Source organism: Candidatus Blastococcus massiliensis AP3, from assembly GCF_000582785.1.
Taxonomy (GTDB): Bacteria; Actinomycetota; Actinomycetes; order Mycobacteriales; family Geodermatophilaceae; genus Blastococcus; species Blastococcus massiliensis.
On sequence record NZ_HG931174.1, the window covers coordinates 592,618 to 612,527 of the forward strand.

The window sequence follows — 19,910 nt, forward strand, 5'->3', positions numbered from 1 at the left end:
TCTCAGCTGGTACGGGTCACCACGTAGTCGCAGAGCGCCGACAGCGCATCGCGGACGTCACCTTCCGGCACTGCGTCGAGCCGTACCCGCGCACGGTCGGCGTAGTCGCGCAGCACCTCGGTCGCCCGCTGGAGCGACCGGGAGGAACGCAGCAGCTCCAGTGCCTCGGCGTGCTCGGCGTCGTCGGTCACCGGCGCGGCGACCAGTTCGCGCAACCGCTCCTCCGCGGGGTCGTCGCCGGCGAGGGCGAAGAGCGCCGGGAGCGTGGCGATGCCCTCCCGCAGGTCGGTGCCCGGGGACTTCCCGGAGGTGTCGGCGACCCCGACGATGTCGATGAGGTCGTCGGAGAGCTGGAAGGCCACCCCGACCTCCTCCCCGAACGCGGTGAGCTCGTCGACCAGCGCGGGGTCCACACCGGCGAACGAGGCACCGAAACGTGCCGACGTCGCCACCAGCGACCCGGTCTTGTCGGCCAGCACCTCGAGGTAGTGGGCGATCGGGTCCTCGCCGGGCTGGGCGCCGACGGTCTCCCGGATCTGGCCGGTGACCAGGCGCTCGAAGGTGCGCGCCTGGATCCGCACCGCCTCGGGCCCGAGGTCGGCCAGCAGGTCCGAGGCCCGCGCGAAGAGCAGGTCGCCGGTGAGGATGGCGATGCTGTTGGTCCACCGGCTGTTGGCGCTGGGCGCACCCCGGCGCACGGCCGCCTCGTCCATGACGTCGTCGTGGTACAGCGTCGCCAGATGGGTCAGCTCGCAGACGACCGCCGCGGAGGTGACCTCGGGCCGGTCCGGGTCGCCGAGCTGGGCGGCCAGCAGCGCGAGCATCGGCCGGAAGCGCTTGCCACCGGCGGCCATGAGGTGGCCGGCGGCCTCGCGCACGAAGGGGTGCTCGCTGCCGACGGAGGTGGCCAGGGCCGACTCGACCCGCGCCAGGCCCGACGCCAGCGCATCGCCCAGGCTGCCCTCGGGCAGCCAGGGGCCCATGGTGGAGGCCGGCGTGGAGATCCGGTGCCACACCTCGGTGGGGGTGCCGTCGGTTGCGGCACGGGCTCCGGTCATCAACCGACGAATCTAGCCGCCTCCTCGGCCAGGTCGAGCACCGCCCCGGGGAGGATGCCGAGCGCCAGCGTCGCGCTCGCGGTCACGGCGAGCACGAGCGTCGTCGGGAGGCCCGGGACACCCACGGTCGGCCCGTCCGCTGCCGCGGGCGAGAAGTACATGAGCACGATCACCCGCAGGTAGAAGAAGGCCGCCACGGCACTGGCCAGCACGGCCACCAGCACCAGCGGCCAGGCCCCCTGCTCGACGGCCGCGCGGAAGACCGCGAACTTGCCGGTGAAGCCGGCGGTCAGCGGGATCCCGGCCAGGGCCAGCAGGAACAGCGCCATCACGGCGGCGGTCAGCGGCGAGCGGGCGGCCAGCCCGGCCCACTGCGACAGGTGCCCGGCCTCGCCGTCCCCGTCCCGCACGAGCGTGAGGACGGCGAACGCGCCCAGCGTCGTCAGCCCGTAGGTGAGCAGGTAGAACATCGTGGCCGCCAGCCCCGAACCGGTGCCGCCCGCCCCCAGTCCGAGAACGCCGGTGAGGAGGAAACCGGCGTGCGCGATCGAGGAGTAGGCGAGCATCCGCTTGAGGTCGGTCTGGGTGAGCCCGAGGACCGCGCCGACGACCATCGACACGATCGCCACGCCGTAGATCAGCGGCCGCCAGGTCCACTCCTCGGCGCCGAAGGCGACGTAGAGCAGCCGCAGGATCGCGCCGAACGCCGCGACCTTGGTGCACGCGGCCATGAACGCGGTGACCGGCGTCGGGGCGCCCTGGTAGACGTCCGGGGTCCAGGCGTGGAACGGCGCGACGCTGGCCTTGAAGAGCAGGCCGACGATCAGCAGGGCGAGACCGAGCACGAGCAGCACGTCGCCGCCGTCCTCGGCCGCGGCCTCGCGGATGGCTCCCAGCTGCACGCTGCCGGTGGCGCCGTAGACCAGCGCCAGCCCGTAGAGGAAGAACGCCGACGCGAAGGCGCCCAGGAGGAAGTACTTGACCGCTGCCTCCTGCGACAGCAGGCGCCGGCGGCGGGCCAGGCCGCTGATCAGGTAGAGCGGCAGGCTGAGCACCTCGAGTGCCACGAACATGACCAGCAGGTCGTTCGCGGTGACGAAGACCATCATGCCGCCGACGGCGAACACGGCCAACGGGTAGACCTCGGTCTGCACCCGCGTGGCGGTGGCCTGTTCCCGGTCCCGCGGACTGCCGGCCGGCACGGCGGCGGACGCCACGAACGCCGACCGGGCCGGATCCAGCCCGCGCTCGGCGAACAGCAGCACCGCGAGCGAGGCGAGCCCCGTGATCGTGGCCTGCAGGAACAGCCCCGCGTCGTCGACGGCGAGGGCGGTCCCGGCGGTGATCTCACCGCTGGCGTCCGTGTCGCGCGTCGCGGCGTACACCAGCGTGCCGGCGAAGCCCCCGACCGTGCCCACCAGCGCGACGGCGACCTGCACCGGGTGCCGCGCGTCGCGGGGCACGAACGCCTCGACCAGCACCCCGACGCAGGCGGCGCCGAAGACGATCAGCAGCGGCATCAGCGCCGCCCAGGAGAGGTCCGGTGCCTCGATCATCGGGTCGCTCCGAGGTCGCTCAGGGTCGCGATGACCGCCGGCTCGATGAAGTCCAGCAGGAGCTGGGGTTGGACGCCGAGCACCAGGATCAGCACCACCAGCGGGGCGACGACCGCGATCTCCCGGCGGCTCAGGTCGCTGAACCGCACGGCCGTCCCGACCGGCGCGGTCAGCACGGCGGTGGCGCCCGCACCGGTCGGCTCACCGGCCGGCGCGGCCGCACCGGACGGCGTGTGCTCGTCGTCGGCGACGGGGGCGACGACCCCGCGCGCAGGGCCGTGCATGGTGCGCTGGTACATGAGCAGGATGTAGAGCGCGGCCAGGATGATGCCGCCGGTGGCGAGGATCGCGTACACCGGCCGCTCCGGGAACGTGCCGATGAGCACCATGAACTCGCTGACGAAGCTGTTGGTGCCCGGCAGCGCGAGTGACGCCAGGCCCGCGATCAGGAACGCGCCGGCCAGCTTCGGCGCGTGCGCCGCGACGCCGCCGTAGTCGCCGATCTGCCGGGACCCGCCGCGGGCGATGAGCATGCCGACGACGAGGAACAGCAGCCCGGTCGCGATGCCGTGGTTGACCATGTAGAGCACCGCGCCGGTGGCCGCCTCGGTGGTGAACGCGAAGATGCCCAGCGCGATGAAGCCGAAGTGCGAGATCGACGTGTACGCCACCAGCCGCTTCATGTCGCTCTGCCCCATCGCCAGCAACGCGGCGTACAGGACACCGACGACGGCGAGCACCAGCACCATCGGCGCGAAGTACCGCGACGCGTCGGGGAACAGCGGCAGGCAGTAGCGCAGGAAGCCGAAGGTGCCCACCTTGTCCAGGACGCCCACCAGCAGCACCGCGCCGCCGACCGGCGCCTCGGCGGCGGAGTCGGGGAGCCAGGTGTGCAGCGGTACCAGCGGCGCCTTGATGGCGAAGGCGACGAAGAAGCCCAGGAAGAGCAGCTTCTGCACGCCGGGGTCGATGTCGAGCTGGCGCAGCGCGTCGAAGGCGAACGTGCCCTCGCCGAGCTGGCTGTTGCTCACCACGTAGAGCCCGATGACGGCGGCCAGCATGACCAGGCCGCCGACCAGGCTGTACAGGAAGAACTTGACCGCCGCGTACTGCCGACGCGGCCCGCCGAAGCTGCCGATCAGGAAGTACATCGGGACGAGCATCGCCTCGAAGAAGACGTAGAAGAGGAAGACGTCGGTGGCGGCGAAGACGCCGACCATCATCGCCTCGAGCAGCAGCAGCCAGGCGAAGAAGAAGCGCATCGACCGACTCCGCGCCGCGCCGCCGTCCGCGTCCGGGGCGCCGCCGTCGGCACCCGGCCCGTCCTCCCACGAGGCGCCGATGACCAGGGGCACGAGGACGCCGATGAGCAGCAGCATCACGAGCGCGATCCCGTCGACGCCCACGGCGAAGGAGACCCCGAAGTCGGCGATCCAGGTCCAGGAATGGGTCAGCTGGAAGCGGTCGCCGCCGGTGTCGAACGCGACCGCCGCCAGGACGGCCAGGACCAGCACGACGAGGCTCACCGCGAGCGCGAGCTGCTTGGCCAGCAGCTCACGTCCCCTCGGGAGGGCGGCGACCACCGCCGCGCCGATCGCCGGCACGGCGATCATCGCGACGAGGAACGGGAAGTCAGTCACGTCCGGGAACCTCTCCGTTCGTCATCGAGCCGTGCGATCCGAGGTGCAGGCTCATCCCGCGGCCACCGCCCACAGCGCACCGGCCACGAGCACGGCGCCGCCGAGCATGCTGAGCGCGTAGCTGCGCACGAACCCGGTCTGCGTCCGCCCCAGCCGCGACGACGACCCACCCAGACCGGCGGCCAGGCCGTTCACCGCGCCGTCCACGCCGCGGTTGTCCACCCACACCAGGGCGCGGGTGAGCCACTGGCCGGGGCGCATGACCAGCGATTCGTTGATCGTGTCCGCGTACAGGGCGTTGCGGGCCGCGCGGGTGACCGGCGAGACCCGCACCGGCGCCTCGACCGGCACCTCGCGGCGGCCGACGAACAGCCACGCGGCGAGCACGCCCACGAGCATCACGGCGGTCACGACGATGCCGACGGTCAGCGGCTCGACGACGTGCTCCGCCTCGTGCTCGCCGAACACCGGCTCCAGCCAGTCGGACAGCGGGAACGCCTTGACCAGCAGGAAGCCGGCCCCGATGGAGCCCAGCGCCAGGACCACCATGGGCGCGGTCATCACCGACGGGGACTCGTGCGGGTGCACGCCGTCCTCCCACCGGGCCCGGCCGAAGAAGGTCATGAGCATCAGCCGGGTCATGTAGAAGGCGGTGAGCCCGGCCCCGAGGACGGCGACCCCGCCGAGGATCCAGCCCCAGACGTCGTCGCGGTCCAGGGCCGCCTCGATGATCGCGTCCTTGGTGTAGAAGCCCGACAGGAACGGGAAGCCGATCAGCGCCAGGTAGCCCAGCCCGAAGGTGCCGAAGGTGATCGGCAGCTTCTTCCAGAGGCCGCCGAAGCGGCGCATGTCCACCGAGTCGTTCATCGCGTGCATGACCGAACCGGCGCCCAGGAACAGCCCCGCCTTGAAGAAGCCGTGGGTGAGCAGGTGCGCGAGGCCCGCGACGTAGCCGGCCGGGCCGAGGCCGACCGCCAGGAACATGTAGCCGATCTGGCTGACCGTGGAGTAGGCCAGCACCTTCTTGATGTCGTCGAAGGCGCAGCCGGCGATCGCGCCGATCAGCAGCGTCACCGCCCCCACGGCGAGGACGACGGTGCGCGCGGTGGGCGTCTGGTCGTAGATCGGCGCCGAGCGGGCGATCAGGTAGACGCCGGCGGTGACCATCGTCGCGGCGTGGATGAGGGCCGAGACCGGGGTCGGGCCCTCCATGGCGTCGGGCAGCCAGGCCTGCAGCGGGAACTGGCCGGACTTGCCGCAGGCTCCGAGCAGCAGGAGCAGCCCGATCGCGGTGAGGGTGCCGCCGGCCAGCGTGCCCGCCGAACCCAGCACACCGGCGTAGGACGTCGTCCCGAGCTGGGCGAACATGATGAAGATCGCCAGGGCCAGGCCGACGTCGCCGACCCGGTTCATGATGAACGCCTTCTTCGCCGCGGTGGCTGCCGCCGGCCGGGTGTACCAGAACGCGATGAGCAGGTAGGACGCCAGGCCGACGCCTTCCCAGCCGACGTAGAGGGCCACGAAGCTGTTGCCCAGGACCAGCAGGAGCATGGCCGCGACGAACAGGTTGAGGTAGGCGAAGAACCGGCGGCGCGCGGGGTCGTGCGCCATGTAACCGATCGAGTAGACGTGGATCAGCGATCCGACGCCGGTGATCAGCAGGACGAACACCGCCGACAGCGGGTCGTAGAGCAGGCCGGCGCGGACGTCGAGGTCGCCGGTGGAGATGAAGGTGAACAGGTCGACGTCGACCGAGCGCCCCTCGACGTCGGCCAGCCGGAACGTGCAGAGCACCGCCAGCAGGAACGCGCTCGCCACCGTCGCCGTCCCCAGCAGGTGACCCCAGCGGTCGGCGCGGCGGCCGCTCAGCAGCAGCACCGCGGCACCCGCCAGCGGCAGCGCGATCAGCAGCCACGACCAGCCGAGCAGCCCCTCGGCAGGCAGCGCCTGGGCGGGCAGCGACTCGGCGGCCAGCACGTCGGCGGACAGCACCCCGGCAGACAGGGTCTCCATGACTCGTCGATCCCCCGTCAGTACTTCAGCAGGTTGGCGTCGTCGACCGAGGCGGACCGGCGGGTCCGGTAGATCGACATGATGATGGCCAGGCCGATGACGACCTCGGCGGCCGCGACGACCATCACGAACAGCGCGATGATCTGGCCGTCCACGGTGCCGGTGGACCGGGCGAAGGTGATCAGCGTCAGGTTGACGGCGTTGAGCATGAGCTCGACGCACATGAACACGACGATGGCGTTGCGCCGCACCAGCACACCCACGGCACCGATCGAGAACAGGATCGCGGCCAGGACCAGGTAGTAGCTCAGGCTCATCGCTCGCCCCCCTCGAGCGGTGCGGGGTCCAGCGTGCCCAGGGCGCCGTCGGGCGAGCCGAGCTGCTCCCGTCCGGTGGGCCGTGGCATCTGGTCGGCCTCCTGCGGCTCGATGCCCGTCGCGAAGCTGTCCGGCGTCGTGGAGCCGTCGGGCAGCAGCGCGGGGGCGGCGACGGAGTTGGCCCGGGCGTACACGCCGGGGCCGGGCAGGGTCTGGGGACGGTCGGTGAGGAAGCGGGCCCGCGAGAGCTCCTTCTGCCCCTGCCGGGAGCCGGGGACGCGCTCGGCCTGCGTGAAGATCAGCGCGCCGACCGCGGCGACGATGAGCAGCGCCCCGGTGATCTCGAAGGCCAGCAGGTAGCGGGTGTAGAGCAGCTCGGCGATCGCGGTGATGTTGTCGTTCCCGCCGTCGTCGCCCAGGCCCCTGACCACCATGTCCTCGGTCGCCCGCGCGATCCCCGCCCCGACCAGGCCGGCGAAGCCGACGCCCAGCACGGCGGCGGTGACCCGCTGGCCGCGCAGGGTCTCGACGACCGAGTCCGAGGAGTCGCGGCCCACCAGCATGAGCACGAAGAGGAACAGGATCATGATCGCGCCGGTGTAGACGATGATCTGCGCGACGCCGAGGAACGGCGCGGACTGGATGACGTAGAAGACACCCAGCGACAGCATCGTGGCGACCAGCCACAGCGCCGAGTGGACGGCGTTGCGGCTGAAGACCATGCCGAGCGCGCCGGCCAGGGCGAGCGGCCCGAGGATCCAGAAGGCGACCGTCTCGCCGGTGCCGATGACGACCTCGGTCATACCTGCTCGGCCCGAACCGGTTCGGCCGCCGAGGAACCCGGCACGCGCAGGTAGTAGTCCTTCTCGTCGTCCCCCAGCCGCATGGGGTGCGGCGGCTGCTCCATGCCGGGCAGCAGCGGCGCCATCAGCTGCTCCTTGGTGTAGATCAGGTCCTGGCGGTTGTCGTCGGCCAGCTCGAAGTCGTTGCTCATGGTCAGCGACCGGGTCGGGCAGGCCTCGATGCACAGCCCGCAGAAGATGCAACGCAGGTAGTTGATCTGGTAGACCGCGCCGTACCGCTCCCCCGGGGAGTAGCGGGCCTCCTCGGTGTTGTCGCCGCCCTCGACGTAGATGGCGTCGGCCGGGCAGGCCCAGGCGCAGAGCTCGCAGCCCACGCACTTCTCCAGCCCGTCGGGGTGCCGGTTGAGCACGTGCCGCCCGTGGTAGCGCGGCTTGGTCACCTTCGGCTCGAACGGGTACTGCTCGGTGGTCACCTTGCGGAAGATCTGCGCGAAGGTGACGCCGAAGCCCTGCAGGGGTGCCGGGATCAGGCTGTCGCGGACCTTCGGCCCGGCCAGGTGGTCGGTCGAGGGCCGGTCCACCTCACCGCCGCCGCGGGTCGCCGGGGCGCGCTCGGGCCGGTTATCGGACATCGGGGCCGTCCTCCTCGTGGGCCGGTGCGGGAGCGCGCCGGCCGGTGCTCACGACCGGTGCGCCGTCGGTCCCGACGGGCTGACGACCCAGCCGGGGGGACGGCGGCACCTTCAGGTCCATCGGTGGGATCGGGAAGCCACCCTCCGAGCGGCTGGGCCCGCCCGTGGGGCGTCGCTGCGCACCTGTCGGCGGCAGGACCTCGGGCTCGTCCGAGACGGTGTGCACCCCGCCCGCGGTGGCGTGCTCCGCGGCGACACGGGTCTCCCGGTTGGCCGAGCGACCGGCCAGCGCCAGCCCGAGCAGGACCAGTACCGCGACCGGCACGCCCACGTAGAGCGCCACCTCGCCGGCGGCCAGATCGGTCTCCCGGGACAGCGTGCGCATCGTGGCGACGACGAGGATCCACACCAGTGCGGTGGGGACCAGCACCTTCCAGCCGAAGCGCATGAACTGGTCGTAGCGCAGCCGGGGCAGGGTGCCGCGCAGCCAGATGAAGAAGAACAGCGCGACGACGACCTTGCCGAAGAACCACAGCAGCGGCCACCAGCCGGAGTTGGCGCCTTCCCAGATCGACAGCGGCCAGGGGGCCCGCCAGCCGCCGAGGAACAGCGTCGCGGCCAGGGCCGAGACGGTGACCATGTTGATGTACTCGGCGAGGAAGAACAGGGCGAACTTCAGCGACGAGTACTCGGTGTGGAAGCCACCCACCAGTTCGCTCTCGGCCTCGGGGAGGTCGAAGGGGGCCCGGTTGGTCTCGCCGACGACGGCGATCGCGTAGATGACGAAGGAGACCGGCAGCAGGATCGCGTACCAGCTGGGCGCGGTGAACTCCCAGCCGAAGAAGCTCACCTGGCTGCCGTCGGCCTGGGCGGCGACGATCTCCGAGGTCGACATCGTGCCGGCGTAGAGGAAGACGGCGACGATGGACAGCCCCATCGCGATCTCGTAGCTGATCATCTGGGCGGCACTGCGCATGCTGCCGAGCAGCGGATAGGTCGACCCCGAGGCCCAGCCGCCGAGCACGATGCCGTAGATGCCCATGGCCGAGCAGGCGAGGACGACCAGCGCGCCGATGGGGGCATCGGTCAGCTGCAACGGGGTGCGCTCGCCGAAGATGCTCACCGTCGGGCCCATGGGGATCACGGAGAACGCGACGAACGCCGGCACGGTGGCGATGACCGGCGCCAGGAAGTAGACCGGCTTGTCGGCGAGCGCCGGCATGATGTCTTCCTTGAACGCGAGCTTCAGCCCGTCGGCGAGGCTCTGCAGGTAGCCGCGCGGACCCACCCGGTTGGGGCCGATGCGCTGCTGCATGCGCGCGACCACCTTGCGCTCGAACACGATCGCGAACAGCGTCATCACGACCAGCACGACGAAGACGCCGACCACCTTGATGAGGACGATCCACCAGACGTCGTTGCCGAAGTCCTCGAGGGTCGGCTGCTCGGGCGACGCGAGGAGGTTCATGCCGGGCCTGCCGGGGTGGTCGGGGTGGGGGACGGCGCAGCGCTGAGCCGGACGACGCCGCCCGGGCCGGTGCCCAGCTGCGTGCGCACCTCGCTGCCGGGCGAGCGCATCGGCAGCCAGACCACGTGGTCCGGCATGACGGTGACCGCCAGCGGCAGGCTGATCGAGCCGGCCGTCCCGGTGACGGTGACCCGGTCGCCGTCACCGACGCCGAGGCGTGCGGCGGCCTCGGGGGCGAGCCGCACCACCGGCCGGCGGGCGGTGCCGGAGAGCTCGGGTTCGTCGCGCTGCAGGGTGCCGACGTCGAGCAGCTGCCGCCAGGAAGCGAGCACCGCCTCGTCGGCCCGCATCGACGGCGCCGGGGCCGGCGCGACGTCCGGACCCGCGACCCGTCCGGACGGGCGGCGGGCACCCAGCGCGGCCAGCTCGGCGCGGGCCGCCTCGGGCGTGGGCAGTCGCAGGTCGACGTCCATGGCATCGGCCAGCCCGTGCAGGATCCGGCCGTCGGAGAGCCGGCCGGTGTCGTGCAGCGAGGCGTCGAACGAGCGCAGCCGGCCCTCCCAGTCGAGGTAGCTGCCTGCCTTCTCCGCCGAGGCGGCCACCGGCAGGACGACGTCGGCCCACTCGGTCACACCCGTCGGGAACATCTCCAGGCTGACCACGAAACGGGCCTCGGCCAGCGCCGTCTCGGCGAGCCCCGGGTCGGGCAGGTCGCCGGTGTCCACGCCGCCGACGAGCAGCCCGGCGAGCCGCCGGTCGCGCACGGCGGTGAGGATGCCGGTCGTGTCGAGCCCGGGGGCCGCGGGGAGGGAGGCCGCGTCGATCCCCCAGGCCGCGGCGATCTCGGCGCGGGCGGCCTCGTCGGCGACCGACCGTCCACCCGGGAGCAGCGCGGGGAGCGCGCCGGCCTCGACGGCACCGCGCTCGCCGGCCCGGCGGGGCACCCAGGCCACGCGGGCACCGGTGGCGCGAGCGAGCTCGAGCAGGGCGGTGAACGCCCCGGGCACCTCGGCCAGCCGCTCGCCCGCCAGGACGACGGCGCCGGGCTGCCGGAGCGCCTCCACCGCGGGCCCGCCCCAGCTGCCCTCGGCCAGCGCCCGGAGGGAGCGTGCCTCAGCCCCCGGCAGCGTCGTGAGGACCGACGCCTGCAGCTTCTGCGAGGCCCGGGTGAGGAAGGGAGCGAGGTCGAAGACCTGGGTCCTGGCGGTGCGCACCGCCCGGCGCAGCCGCAGGAAGACGATGGGCGACTCCTCCTCGGGCTCGAACCCGGCGAGCAGCACGACCGGCGCCCGGCCCACCTCGTCGTAGGTGACCGCGTCCCTGCCCGGCCCGGTGCCCGCGACGGCCGTGGCCAGGAACGCGAGCTCCTCCGCGGAGTGGGCGCGGGCCCGCGCGTCCACGTCGTTGGTGCGCAGCGCCAGGCGGGCGAACTTGGCGTAGGCGTAGGCGTCCTCGAGGGTCAGCCGGCCACCGGGCAGCACGCCGACGCCCCCGGCCTCCCGCGCCTCGGCCAGCCCGGCCGCCGCCGCGGCCCAGGCCTCGGGCCAGGACGCCGGCTGCAGCGTGCCGTCGGCGCCGCGGACCAGCGGCGTCGTCAGCCGGGCGTTGGAGGTGACGTAGCGGAACGCGTAGCGCCCCTTGTCACACGTCCACTCCTCGTTGACCGCGGGGTCGTCGCCGGCCTGGCGGCGGGTGACCTTGCCGCGCCGGTAGTCGGTGCGCATCGAGCAGCCGGAGGCGCAGTGCTCGCAGACGCTGTCCTCGCTGCGCAGGTCGAAGGGACGGGCGCGGAAGCGGTACTGCGTGCTGGTCAGCGCCCCGACCGGGCAGATCTGGGTGGTGTTGCCGGAGAAGTAGGACTCGAACGGCTCGTCCTCGTAGATCGCCACCTGCTCCAGCGCTCCGCGCTCGAACAGCTCGATGAACGGGTCGCCGGCGACCTGCTGGGAGAACCGGGTGCAGCGGGCGCAGAGCACGCAGCGCTCGCGGTCGAGCAGGATCTCGGTGCTGATCGCCAGCGGCTTGGGATAGGTCCGCTTCTCGTCGACGAACCGGCTCTCGGCGCGGCCGTTGCTCATCGCCTGGTTCTGCAGCGGGCACTCCCCGCCCTTGTCGCAGGTCGGGCAGTCGAGCGGGTGGTTGATCAGCAGCAGCTCCATCGTGCCCTGCTGCGCCTTGTCGGCCACCTGGCTGGAGAGCTGGGTCCGCACGGCCATGCCCTCGGTCACCGGCATGGTGCAGGAGGCGACCGGCTTGCGCTGCCCCTCCACCTCGACCAGGCACTGCCGGCAGGCGCCGACCGGCTCGAGCAGCGGGTGGTCGCAGAACCGCGGGATGAAGACGCCCACCTGCTCGGCGGCCCGGATGATCAGCGTGTCCTTCGGTACCGCGACCTCGAGGCCGTCGATCGTGCAGTGGACGGCGTCGGGCGGGGTGTGCGGGCCCGGGGTGCCCGGTGGCACCGCCGAGGCCGGTGTCGGGTTCGTCAACGTCACGAGGCCACCCCCACGGGCTCGATGCGGAGGGTGCGGCCCAGCCGGGCCTGCTCCTCCGGCGGCAGCAGGGCGACGTAGTCGTCCTTGAAGTACTTCAGCGAGCTGGTGATGCAGCTCGTCGCGCCGTCGCCGAGGGCGCAGAACGACCGGCCCAGGATGTTGTCGCAGGTGTCGATCAGGATGTCGAGGTCCTGGGCGGTGCCCCGGCCGTGCGCGATCCGCTCCAGGATCTGCACCAGCCAGTAGGTGCCCTCCCGGCAGGGCGTGCACTTGCCGCAGCTCTCGTGGGCATAGAACTCGGTGAACCGCAGGGTGGCCTCGACGATCGAGTCGGTCTCGTCGAAGACCATGAGCGCGGTCGTGCCGAGCATGGAGCCCGCCGCGGCCACCGAGTCGAAGTCCAGCGGGACGTCGAGGTGCTCGGCGGTGAAGTACGGCGTCGAGGAACCACCCGGCGTCCAGAACTTCAGCTCGTGACCCGGGCGCACGCCGCCGGCCATCTCCAGGAGCTCCCGCATGGTGGTCCCCATGGGGGCCTCGTACTGGCCGGGCCGCACGACGCGGCCGGACAGCGAGTAGATCTTCGGTCCGGGCGACTTCTCCGGGCCGAAGGCCTTGAACCAGTCGGCTCCCCCACGGACGACGAACGGCACGCTGGCCAGCGTCTCGACGTTGTTGACGACAGTCGGGGCGCCGTAGAGCCCGGCGACGGCGGGGAACGGCGGCTTGAGCCGGGGCTGGCCGCGGTAGCCCTCGAGGGAGTCCAGCAGCGCGGTCTCCTCGCCGCAGATGTAGGCGCCGGCACCCGCGTGCACGACCAGTTCGAGGTCGTAGCCCGAGCCGAGGATGTCCGTGCCGAGGTAGCCGGCCGCGTAGGCCTCCTCGACGGCGGAGACCAGCCGGCGGTGGGCGTGCACGGCCTCGCCGCGGACGTAGATGACGGCGAAGTGCGAGCGGATCGCGTAGGCCGAGATGATCACGCCCTCGATGAGCGAGTGCGGGTCGGCCATCATCAGGGGCAGGTCCTTGCAGGTGCCCGGCTCGCCCTCGTCGGCGTTGACGACGAGGTACTTGGGCAGCGCCGCCGGGCCGGTCGGGGTCTCGCCCGGCTTGGGCTGCGGGATGAAGCTCCACTTCATGCCGGTCGGGAAACCGGCGCCGCCGCGGCCGCGCAGGCCGGAGTCCTTGACCATCGTGACCAGCTCGTCGGGCGCCATGGACAGCGCCGTCCGCAGGGCCGCGTAGCCGTCCATCGACTCGTAGGTCGACAGTCGCCAGGAGCGGTCGGCGCCCCAGCGGGTGGTGAGCACGGGAGTGAGGGGCACGGATCAGCCCTTCCGCTTCGGGGCGTGGCCGCCGTCGATGACGCGACCGGTGCCGGGGGCCTGGGACTCGGTCCCCGGCTCCTGGCCGGCCGGCGTCGAGGTCCCGTCGTCCTGGTCGGCCAGGGACCGGCCGGACGGCTCCGGGGCGTCCGGGTGCGAGCCGGCCGCACCGGCCTCCTCCGCCGGGGTGTCGGCCGCGGCGACGCGCGCGTCGGCCGCTTCCCGGCCGGGGGTCTCGCCGGTGTCGCCGGTGGGACGCACGGTCTCCCGCGGCTCGCCGCGGTCGGGCGGCTCCTGCCGGGTCGTGGCCGGCATGGGCGGCGCGGACTCCCCGCGCTCGGCGGCCAGCCGCAGCCCCTCCAGCGTCGGGCCGTAGGCGCCGGCGGCGTCCACCGCGGCGGCCGGGTCCGCGTGCTGCTCGAAGCCGGCGAGCTGCCGGGAGATGCCGCGGAAGTCGGTCAGCGGCGCACCGCGGCTGGGCAGCGGCTTCTCGCCGCGGCGCAGTGCGGCGACCAGCTCCCGCGCGCTCCCGACATCCTGCTGGTCGTAGAACTCGTAGTCGACGGTGACCACGGGGGCGTAGTCGCAGGCGGCCAAGCACTCGGCGTGCTCGAGGGTGATGGAGCCGTCCGCCGTCGTCTCGTCGTGGTGCACGCCGAGGTCGGCCGAGAGCGCGTCCATGATCCGCTGTCCCCCGAGGACGGCGCACAGGGTGTTGGTGCAGACGCTGACCAGGTGCCGGCCGGTCGGCCGGCGCTTGTACATCGTGTAGAAGGTCGCGACGGCGCCCACCTCGGCCTTGGTCAGGCCCAGCTCCTCGGAGCACAGCGTCACACCGTCGGGGGTGACGTAGCCCTGGTAGCTCTGAACCAGGTGCAGCATCGGCAGCAGCGCCGAGCGCGCGACCGGGTAGCGGGCCATGATCTCCCGCGCCTCGACGCGGGCCTGCTCCGGCAGCGGCGGCACCTCGGCGAGGGTCTCCGGCGAGGCGTCGACCGGACTCGAGTCGAGCCCGGTCACCGCCGTCCCCTCGGGGCTTCCCGGAAGCGCGCTCATCGGTCCACTCCCCCCATCACAGGGTCGATCGAGGCGACCGCGGCGATGACGTCGGCGATCATGCCGCCCTCGCTCATCGCGGCCGTTGCCTGCAGGTTCACGAAGCTGGGGTCGCGCACGTGGACGCGCCACGGGCGGGTGCTCCCGTCGCTGACGACGTGGTAGCCGAGTTCTCCGCGCGGCGACTCGATCGGCACGTACACCTGACCCGCCGGCACCCGGAAGCCCTCGGTGACCAGCTTGAAGTGGTGGATGAGGGCCTCCATGGACTGGCCCATGATGTGGCGGACGTGATCGAGGGAGTTGCCCATGCCGTCGGCGCCCAGCGAGAGCTGCGCGGGCCAGGCGATCTTGCGGTCCTCGACCATGACGGGGCCGGGCTCCAGCCGGTCGAGAGCCTGGGCGACCAGCTTCAGCGACTCGTTCACCTCGGCCATGCGGACCAGGTAGCGGCCCCAGGCGTCGCAGGTGTCGGCGGTCGGGACCTCGAAGTCGTAGCTGTCGTAACCCAGGTACGGCTCGGTCTTGCGGAGGTCCCAGGGCAGCCCGGCCGCGCGGAGGATCGGGCCGGTGACGCCGAGGGCGACGCAGCCCGTGACGTCGAGGTAGCCGGCGTCCTTGAGGCGGTTCTGCCAGATCGGCTGGCCGGTGAGCAGCCGGTGGAAGTCGGCCACCCGCTTCGGGAGGATCTTCAGCAGGTCGCGGACGCTGTCGACGGCGCCCTCGGGCAGGTCCTGGGCCAGGCCACCGGGGCGGATGTAGGCGTGGTTCATCCGCAGGCCGGTGATCTCCTCGAGCACGTCGAGGACCATCTCCCGCTCGCGGAAGCCGTTGGTCATGGCGGTGAGCGCGCCCATCTCCATGCCGAAGGTGGCCAGCGCCACCAGGTGCGAGGCGATCCGGTTGAGCTCCATGACCAGCACGCGGATCGTCTGTGCGCGCTGCGGCGCCTCGATGCCCAGCAGCTTCTCGACGGCGAGGCAGTAGCCGGCCTCGTTGAACAGCGGCGCCAGGTAGTCCATCCGCGTCACGAAGGTCGTGCCCTGCACCCAGTTGCGGTACTCGGTGTTCTTCTCGATCCCGGTGTGCAGGTAGCCGATGACCACACGCGCCTTCGTGACCGTCTCGCCCTCGAGGTCGAGCACCAGGCGGAGGACGCCGTGCGTCGAGGGGTGCTGCGGGCCCATGTTGACGACGAGACGCTCCTCGCCGTGCGGATCGGCGAAGGTGAGGTCCCAGTCGCCGCCGGTGACCGTGTAGACGCGGCCCTCGGTGGTCTCCCGCGAGCCCGCGTAGGGGTCGGCCGGGTTGTAGGTGGTGCTCATCTCTGACCCTCCTCGACTCCGGACTCGTTCCGCTCCTCGGTCGCTGGCGCTCCCTGCGATGCTCGCTCGCCCGTCGTCTTCGGGCCGGCGCCCCTCACCTGTAGGCCCGACGGGTGTCCGGCGGCGGGATCGTCGCGCCGTGGTACTCCACCGGCACGCCGCCGAGGGGGTAGTCCTTGCGCTGCGGGTGCCCGTCCCAGTCGTCGGGCATGAGGATCCGGGTCAGCGACGGGTGGCCGTCGAAGACGATGCCGAACATGTCGAAGGTCTCCCGCTCGTGCCAGTCCGCCGTCGGATAGATGCCGGTGACCGAGGGGACGTGCGGGTCCTCGGCGGTGACCGCCACCTCCAGCCGGATGCGCCGCCGGTAGGTCATCGAGGTGAGGTGCAGGACGACGTGCAGCCGCGGGCGGTGCGGGGCGACCGCCGGGCCGCCGCTGTCGAGGTAGTCGACGCCGGAGACGCTGCTGCACAGCTCGAACCGCAGCGCCTCGTCGTCGCGGAACGCCTGTGCCAGCGTCAGCAGGTGCTCACGGGCCACGAAGTAGGTGATCTCGCCGCGGTCGACGAGCACCCGCTGGACCGCCGCCGCGTAGGTCGCCTCGCCCACGGCCTCGATGAGAGCGTCGGTGACCTCGTCGAACCAGCCGCCGTAGGGGCGCTCGGTGGAGTGCAGCGCCACCGCGCCGCCGGGCTCGACGCGCACCAGCCCGCCGAAGCCCGAGGTGTCACCGCTGCCGCTGACCCCGAAGGCACCCTTGCGGAAGCCGCCCGAGGGGGCCGTCGCGTCGTCGTAGCCGGCCTCCTCGCGGCCGGGCACGACCTCGCCGCCGTCGTTGCTCATCGCCAGGCCTTCCCCTGGCCCGCAGGCCGCTCGTCGGGCAGCAGCACGGCGTTGCCGTTGCGCTGCTCGATGCCGAACTGGCCGGCGCGCCCCTCGGCCGCCGCCTCCTCGTAGGCGCGGCGGGCCTTCTTGTCCACGCGCACGGTGGAGGGCATCTCGACGAGGAGGTCACGGGCGGTGCCCTCCTCGCGGGCGCGGGCGAGCTCGCGGGCCCGCTTCTCCCCGAGCGGCTCGTTCATGATCTTGTGGTGCAGCTTGAGGATGGCGTCGGTGAGCATCTCGGGCCGCGGCGGGCAGCCCGGCAGGTACATGTCCACCGGCACGATGTGGTCGACGCCCTGCACGACGGCGTAGTTGTTGAACATGCCGCCGGAGCTGGCGCAGACGCCCATGGCGAGCACCCACCGCGGCTCGGGCATCTGGTCGTAGATCTGCCGCAGGACCGGCGCCATCTTCTGGCTCACCCGCCCGGCGACGATCATCAGGTCCGCCTGACGGGGCGAGGCCCGGAAGACCTCCATGCCGAACCGTCCGAGGTCGTAGCGCCCGGCGCCGGTCGCCATCATCTCGATCGCGCAGCAGGCCAGGCCGAACGTGGCCGGCCACAGCGAGGACTTGCGCGTCCAGTTGACCAGCTTCTCCACGCTGGTCAGCAGCACTCCGCTGGGCAGCTTCTCTTCGAGGCCCATGACTAGTCCGCCTGTCCCATGCTCAGTCCCATTCCAATCCGCCGCGTCGCCATTCGTAGGCGAAGGCGATGAAGACGGTGCCGATGAAGGCGACCATCGCGACGAGGCCGAAGACACCCAGGGCGTCGTTGTGCACGGCCCAGGGGTAGAGGAAGACGATCTCGATGTCGAAGACGATGAACAACATCGCGGTCAGATAGAACTTCACCGGGAAGCGGCCGCCGGTCAGCGGCTGGTCGACCGGCTCGATCCCGCACTCGTAGGCGTCGACCTTGGCCCGGTTGAACCGGCGGGGCCCGACGTACGGCGCAGCCGTGACCGAGAACAGCGCGAACGCCGCGGCCAGCAGGAAGAGCCCCAGGATCGGGACGTAGGTCGACAGCATCAGCGCCACCCTAGAGTGAGGACGATCACGTTCCGTGTCACCGCGGGACCGAGGGTCACCGTGTCGGCCGGCAGCGGCATCGAGGTCGTGGTCACGTCAGACCGCCGGGACCAGTCGGGTGAGGGCGGCGACGGCGCGGTCCACCGCGTCACCGTCCCGGCCGTCGGTCAGGTTGCCCATGAGGCGCATCGCGGCGCCCACCAGCGCGGGGCGCTTCAGCCCGTGCGCCGTCGCGAAGCGGACGACGTCGGGGCGGGCGAGCAGGGCGAGGAAACCCATGCCGAGCCGGTGGTGGCGCCCGTAGTCGGCGCGGAGCCGCTCCGGGTAGCGCCGCAGCACCGACTCCCGGGCCGGGCCCTCGGGCCGTGCGAGGGCGTCCACGGCCGTCTCGGCGGCCATCCGGCCGGTCTCCATCGCGTAGCTGATGCCCTCGCCGTTGAACGGGTTGACGGTGCCGGCGGCGTCGCCGGCCAGCAGCAGCCCGCGGGTGTACGCCGGACCCCGGTTGAGCGCCATCGGCAGGCCGGCGCCCCGCAGCGGCGTGACCGCGTGCTCCTCGTCGAGCTGGTCCTCCGGGGGGAAGGTGGCCAGCCACTGGCGCAGCACCTCGTTGCGCTTGCTGCCGTCCCCGCGACGGGTGTCGAGCAGACCGAACCCGACGTTCGCCGTCCCGTCGCCCATGCCGAAGATCCACCCGTAGCCGGGCATCGAGTCGCGCGACGGGCCGGCCGGGGTGAGGTCGAAGGAGATGTCCAGGTAGTCGTCGACCGAGCGGCGGGAGCTCACGTACCGGCGGACGGCGATCCCGAGCGGGCGGTCCTCCCGGCGGACGACGCCCAGCGACTTGGCCAACCGGCCGGAGAGCCCCTCGGCGGACACGACCAGGGGGGCGCGCCACACCTGGGGCTCGCGGTCGGGGCCGGCCTGCGCGTGGACGCCGACGACGCGTCCGGCCTCGTCGAGCAGGGGCTCGGTGACCGTTACCCCGGTGTGCACGCGGGCGCCGGCGGCCTCGGCGTGTGCGGCCAGCCGGGCGTCGAGCTCGCTGCGGCGCAGGACGAGGGAGTAGTCGGGCCAGCGCTGCAGGTGCGGCCAGTTCACCTCGGTGATCTCCCCGCCGCCGTGCACCCGCAGACCCTTGTGCCGGATCCAGCCGGCGGCGGGCGAGGTGTCCACGCCCATGTCCTGCAGCGCCTTCACCCCGCGGGGCGTCAGCCCGTCACCGCAGACCTTCTCGCGCGGGAAGTCCGCCTTCTCCAGGACCACGACGTCGTGCCCGGCCTGCCGCAGCCACCAGGCGGCCGCCGACCCGGCGGGGCCCGCGCCGACGACGACCACGTCGGCGATGCGGTCGGCCGCGGGCGACTGCGCGGCGGTGGTCCCCGGCACGGCGCGTTCTCCCCTCGGCTGCGTTCGGGCCGCTTGTGAAAAGGTTCACAAGGCGCCTCGGTTTCGAGTCTAGGCCCGACTGTGAGGTAGATGACACCGCCCCCCTGGAGCGGTGTTCGTCACACCTCCGGCGCCTCGCCGTCGAGGTGGCGGACGGGCCGCGTCTCAGACGCGGCGGGCCCGGTGCAGCGCGACGATCCCGCCGGTGAGGTTGTGCCAGGCGACGTCGGCCCATCCGGCGTCCTGCAGGCGCCCGGCCAGGGCCGGCTGGTCCGGCCAGGCCCGGATCGACTCCGCCAGGTAGACGTAGGCATCGGGGTTGCTGCTGACCGCACGGGCGATCCGCGGCAGCGCCCGCATGAGGTACTCGATGTAGACGGTGCGGAACGGGGCCCAGGTGGGGCTGGAGAACTCGCAGACGACGAGCGTGCCGCCGGGCCGGGTCACCCGCCGGAACTCCCGCAGCGCCGCGTCCGGGTCGGCCACGTTGCGCAGCCCGAAGGAGATGACCACGCCGTCGACGCTCTCGTCGGCCAGGGGCAGGGCCATGGCGTCGCCGGCGACCTTGGGCACCGGCCGCGCGGCACCGGCCCGCAGCATCCCCTGCGAGAAGTCGCAGGCGATCGCCCGCACCCCACCCGAGGCCAGCTCGACGGTGGACACGGCCGTACCCGCGGCGACGTCGAGCACGGTCTGGCCCGGCCGCGCTCCCAGCGCCTCGCGGGTCGCCCGCCGCCACGACGCGTCCAGCCCGGCCGAGAGCACCGTGTTGGTGACGTCGTACCGCTCGGCCACCCCGTCGAACATCGCGGCGACGTCCGCCGGCCGCTTGTCCAGCCCGGCCCGTCGGCCGGCGGTGCGGGAGGTCTCTCGCCGGTCTGCCACGTCGGAAGGCTACTTCGGCCCGGCGCAGGG

At 72.5% G+C, this 19,910-nt stretch carries 17 protein-coding genes; all 17 read right to left on the reverse strand.

The annotated features are described in order from the left end of the window. Positions 1–2: 2 nt before the first annotated feature. Positions 3–1,058 (reverse strand): polyprenyl synthetase family protein, encoded by a 1,056-nt coding sequence (locus tag BN344_RS11330; RefSeq protein WP_081788558.1) that lies wholly within the window; start codon positions 1,056–1,058, stop codon positions 3–5. Continuing rightward, positions 1,058–2,614, reverse strand: a complete 1,557-nt coding sequence (gene nuoN, locus BN344_RS11335; RefSeq protein WP_040338584.1) for an NADH-quinone oxidoreductase subunit NuoN — start codon at positions 2,612–2,614, stop codon at positions 1,058–1,060. The genes BN344_RS11330 and nuoN overlap by 1 nt, the downstream gene beginning before the upstream one ends. Continuing rightward, positions 2,611–4,254, reverse strand: coding sequence for an NADH-quinone oxidoreductase subunit M (locus BN344_RS11340; RefSeq protein WP_040338585.1), 1,644 nt, complete (start codon positions 4,252–4,254; stop codon positions 2,611–2,613). Before BN344_RS11340 ends, nuoN begins: the two co-directional genes overlap by 4 nt. A 51-nt stretch (positions 4,255–4,305) precedes the next feature. Further along, positions 4,306–6,267, reverse strand: coding sequence for an NADH-quinone oxidoreductase subunit L (nuoL, locus tag BN344_RS11345; RefSeq protein ID WP_155858850.1), 1,962 nt, complete (start codon positions 6,265–6,267; stop codon positions 4,306–4,308). Positions 6,268–6,284: 17 nt separating this feature from the next. Next, positions 6,285–6,584 carry an NADH-quinone oxidoreductase subunit NuoK gene (gene nuoK, locus BN344_RS11350; RefSeq protein WP_040338586.1) on the reverse strand — a complete coding sequence of 100 codons (300 nt, stop codon included), beginning with the start codon at positions 6,582–6,584 and terminating at the stop codon, positions 6,285–6,287. Continuing rightward, positions 6,581–7,387, reverse strand: coding sequence for an NADH-quinone oxidoreductase subunit J (locus BN344_RS11355; protein ID WP_040338587.1), 807 nt, complete (start codon positions 7,385–7,387; stop codon positions 6,581–6,583). The genes nuoK and BN344_RS11355 overlap by 4 nt, the downstream gene beginning before the upstream one ends. Next, complete coding sequence (gene nuoI / locus BN344_RS11360; protein WP_081788559.1) at positions 7,384–8,019, reverse strand: NADH-quinone oxidoreductase subunit NuoI; 636 nt, start codon at positions 8,017–8,019, stop codon at positions 7,384–7,386. The genes BN344_RS11355 and nuoI overlap by 4 nt, the downstream gene beginning before the upstream one ends. Beyond that, positions 8,009–9,487, reverse strand: coding sequence for an NADH-quinone oxidoreductase subunit NuoH (nuoH, locus tag BN344_RS11365; RefSeq protein ID WP_040338588.1), 1,479 nt, complete (start codon positions 9,485–9,487; stop codon positions 8,009–8,011). The genes nuoI and nuoH overlap by 11 nt, the downstream gene beginning before the upstream one ends. Beyond that, positions 9,484–11,982 (reverse strand): NADH-quinone oxidoreductase subunit G, encoded by a 2,499-nt coding sequence (locus tag BN344_RS11370; RefSeq protein ID WP_081788560.1) that lies wholly within the window; start codon positions 11,980–11,982, stop codon positions 9,484–9,486. The genes nuoH and BN344_RS11370 overlap by 4 nt, the downstream gene beginning before the upstream one ends. Next, complete coding sequence (nuoF, locus tag BN344_RS11375; protein ID WP_040338589.1) at positions 11,979–13,307, reverse strand: NADH-quinone oxidoreductase subunit NuoF; 1,329 nt, start codon at positions 13,305–13,307, stop codon at positions 11,979–11,981. The genes BN344_RS11370 and nuoF overlap by 4 nt, the downstream gene beginning before the upstream one ends. Before the next feature lie 3 nt (positions 13,308–13,310). Further along, positions 13,311–14,363 carry an NADH-quinone oxidoreductase subunit NuoE gene (gene nuoE, locus BN344_RS19075; protein ID WP_051515805.1) on the reverse strand — a complete coding sequence of 351 codons (1,053 nt, stop codon included), beginning with the start codon at positions 14,361–14,363 and terminating at the stop codon, positions 13,311–13,313. Continuing rightward, positions 14,360–15,688, reverse strand: a complete 1,329-nt coding sequence (locus BN344_RS11385) for an NADH-quinone oxidoreductase subunit D (RefSeq protein ID WP_040338590.1) — start codon at positions 15,686–15,688, stop codon at positions 14,360–14,362. Before BN344_RS11385 ends, nuoE begins: the two co-directional genes overlap by 4 nt. A 94-nt stretch (positions 15,689–15,782) precedes the next feature. Beyond that, complete coding sequence (locus BN344_RS11390) at positions 15,783–16,532, reverse strand: NADH-quinone oxidoreductase subunit C (protein WP_040338591.1); 750 nt, start codon at positions 16,530–16,532, stop codon at positions 15,783–15,785. Further along, positions 16,529–17,221 (reverse strand): NuoB/complex I 20 kDa subunit family protein, encoded by a 693-nt coding sequence (locus tag BN344_RS20745; RefSeq protein ID WP_040338592.1) that lies wholly within the window; start codon positions 17,219–17,221, stop codon positions 16,529–16,531. The genes BN344_RS11390 and BN344_RS20745 overlap by 4 nt, the downstream gene beginning before the upstream one ends. Positions 17,222–17,243: 22 nt before the next feature. Continuing rightward, positions 17,244–17,606 (reverse strand): NADH-quinone oxidoreductase subunit A, encoded by a 363-nt coding sequence (locus BN344_RS11400; RefSeq protein ID WP_081788632.1) that lies wholly within the window; start codon positions 17,604–17,606, stop codon positions 17,244–17,246. Between the two features lie 96 nt (positions 17,607–17,702). Then, positions 17,703–18,995: a geranylgeranyl reductase family protein gene (locus BN344_RS11405; RefSeq protein ID WP_051515806.1), complete on the reverse strand. Its 1,293-nt coding sequence runs from the start codon at positions 18,993–18,995 to the stop codon at positions 17,703–17,705. A gap of 165 nt (positions 18,996–19,160) precedes the next feature. After that, positions 19,161–19,880 carry a demethylmenaquinone methyltransferase gene (locus BN344_RS11410; RefSeq protein WP_051515807.1) on the reverse strand — a complete coding sequence of 240 codons (720 nt, stop codon included), beginning with the start codon at positions 19,878–19,880 and terminating at the stop codon, positions 19,161–19,163. Between the last annotated feature and the right edge of the window lie 30 nt (positions 19,881–19,910).

Coding starts and splice junctions, on each gene's coding strand:
- BN344_RS11400 (WP_081788632.1), bottom strand. CDS start 17,606: ATGCTGTCGACCTACGTCCCGATCCTGGGGCTCTTCCTGCTGGCCGCG.
- BN344_RS11390 (WP_040338591.1), bottom strand. CDS start 16,532: ATGAGCAACGACGGCGGCGAGGTCGTGCCCGGCCGCGAGGAGGCCGGC.
- nuoI (WP_081788559.1), bottom strand. CDS start 8,019: ATGTCCGATAACCGGCCCGAGCGCGCCCCGGCGACCCGCGGCGGCGGT.
- BN344_RS11330 (WP_081788558.1), bottom strand. CDS start 1,058: ATGACCGGAGCCCGTGCCGCAACCGACGGCACCCCCACCGAGGTGTGG.
- nuoL (WP_155858850.1), bottom strand. CDS start 6,267: ATGGAGACCCTGTCTGCCGGGGTGCTGTCCGCCGACGTGCTGGCCGCC.
- nuoN (WP_040338584.1), bottom strand. CDS start 2,614: ATGATCGAGGCACCGGACCTCTCCTGGGCGGCGCTGATGCCGCTGCTG.
- BN344_RS11385 (WP_040338590.1), bottom strand. CDS start 15,688: ATGAGCACCACCTACAACCCGGCCGACCCCTACGCGGGCTCGCGGGAG.
- nuoK (WP_040338586.1), bottom strand. CDS start 6,584: ATGAGCCTGAGCTACTACCTGGTCCTGGCCGCGATCCTGTTCTCGATC.
- BN344_RS11355 (WP_040338587.1), bottom strand. CDS start 7,387: ATGACCGAGGTCGTCATCGGCACCGGCGAGACGGTCGCCTTCTGGATC.
- BN344_RS20745 (WP_040338592.1), bottom strand. CDS start 17,221: ATGGGCCTCGAAGAGAAGCTGCCCAGCGGAGTGCTGCTGACCAGCGTG.
- nuoE (WP_051515805.1), bottom strand. CDS start 14,363: ATGAGCGCGCTTCCGGGAAGCCCCGAGGGGACGGCGGTGACCGGGCTC.
- nuoH (WP_040338588.1), bottom strand. CDS start 9,487: ATGAACCTCCTCGCGTCGCCCGAGCAGCCGACCCTCGAGGACTTCGGC.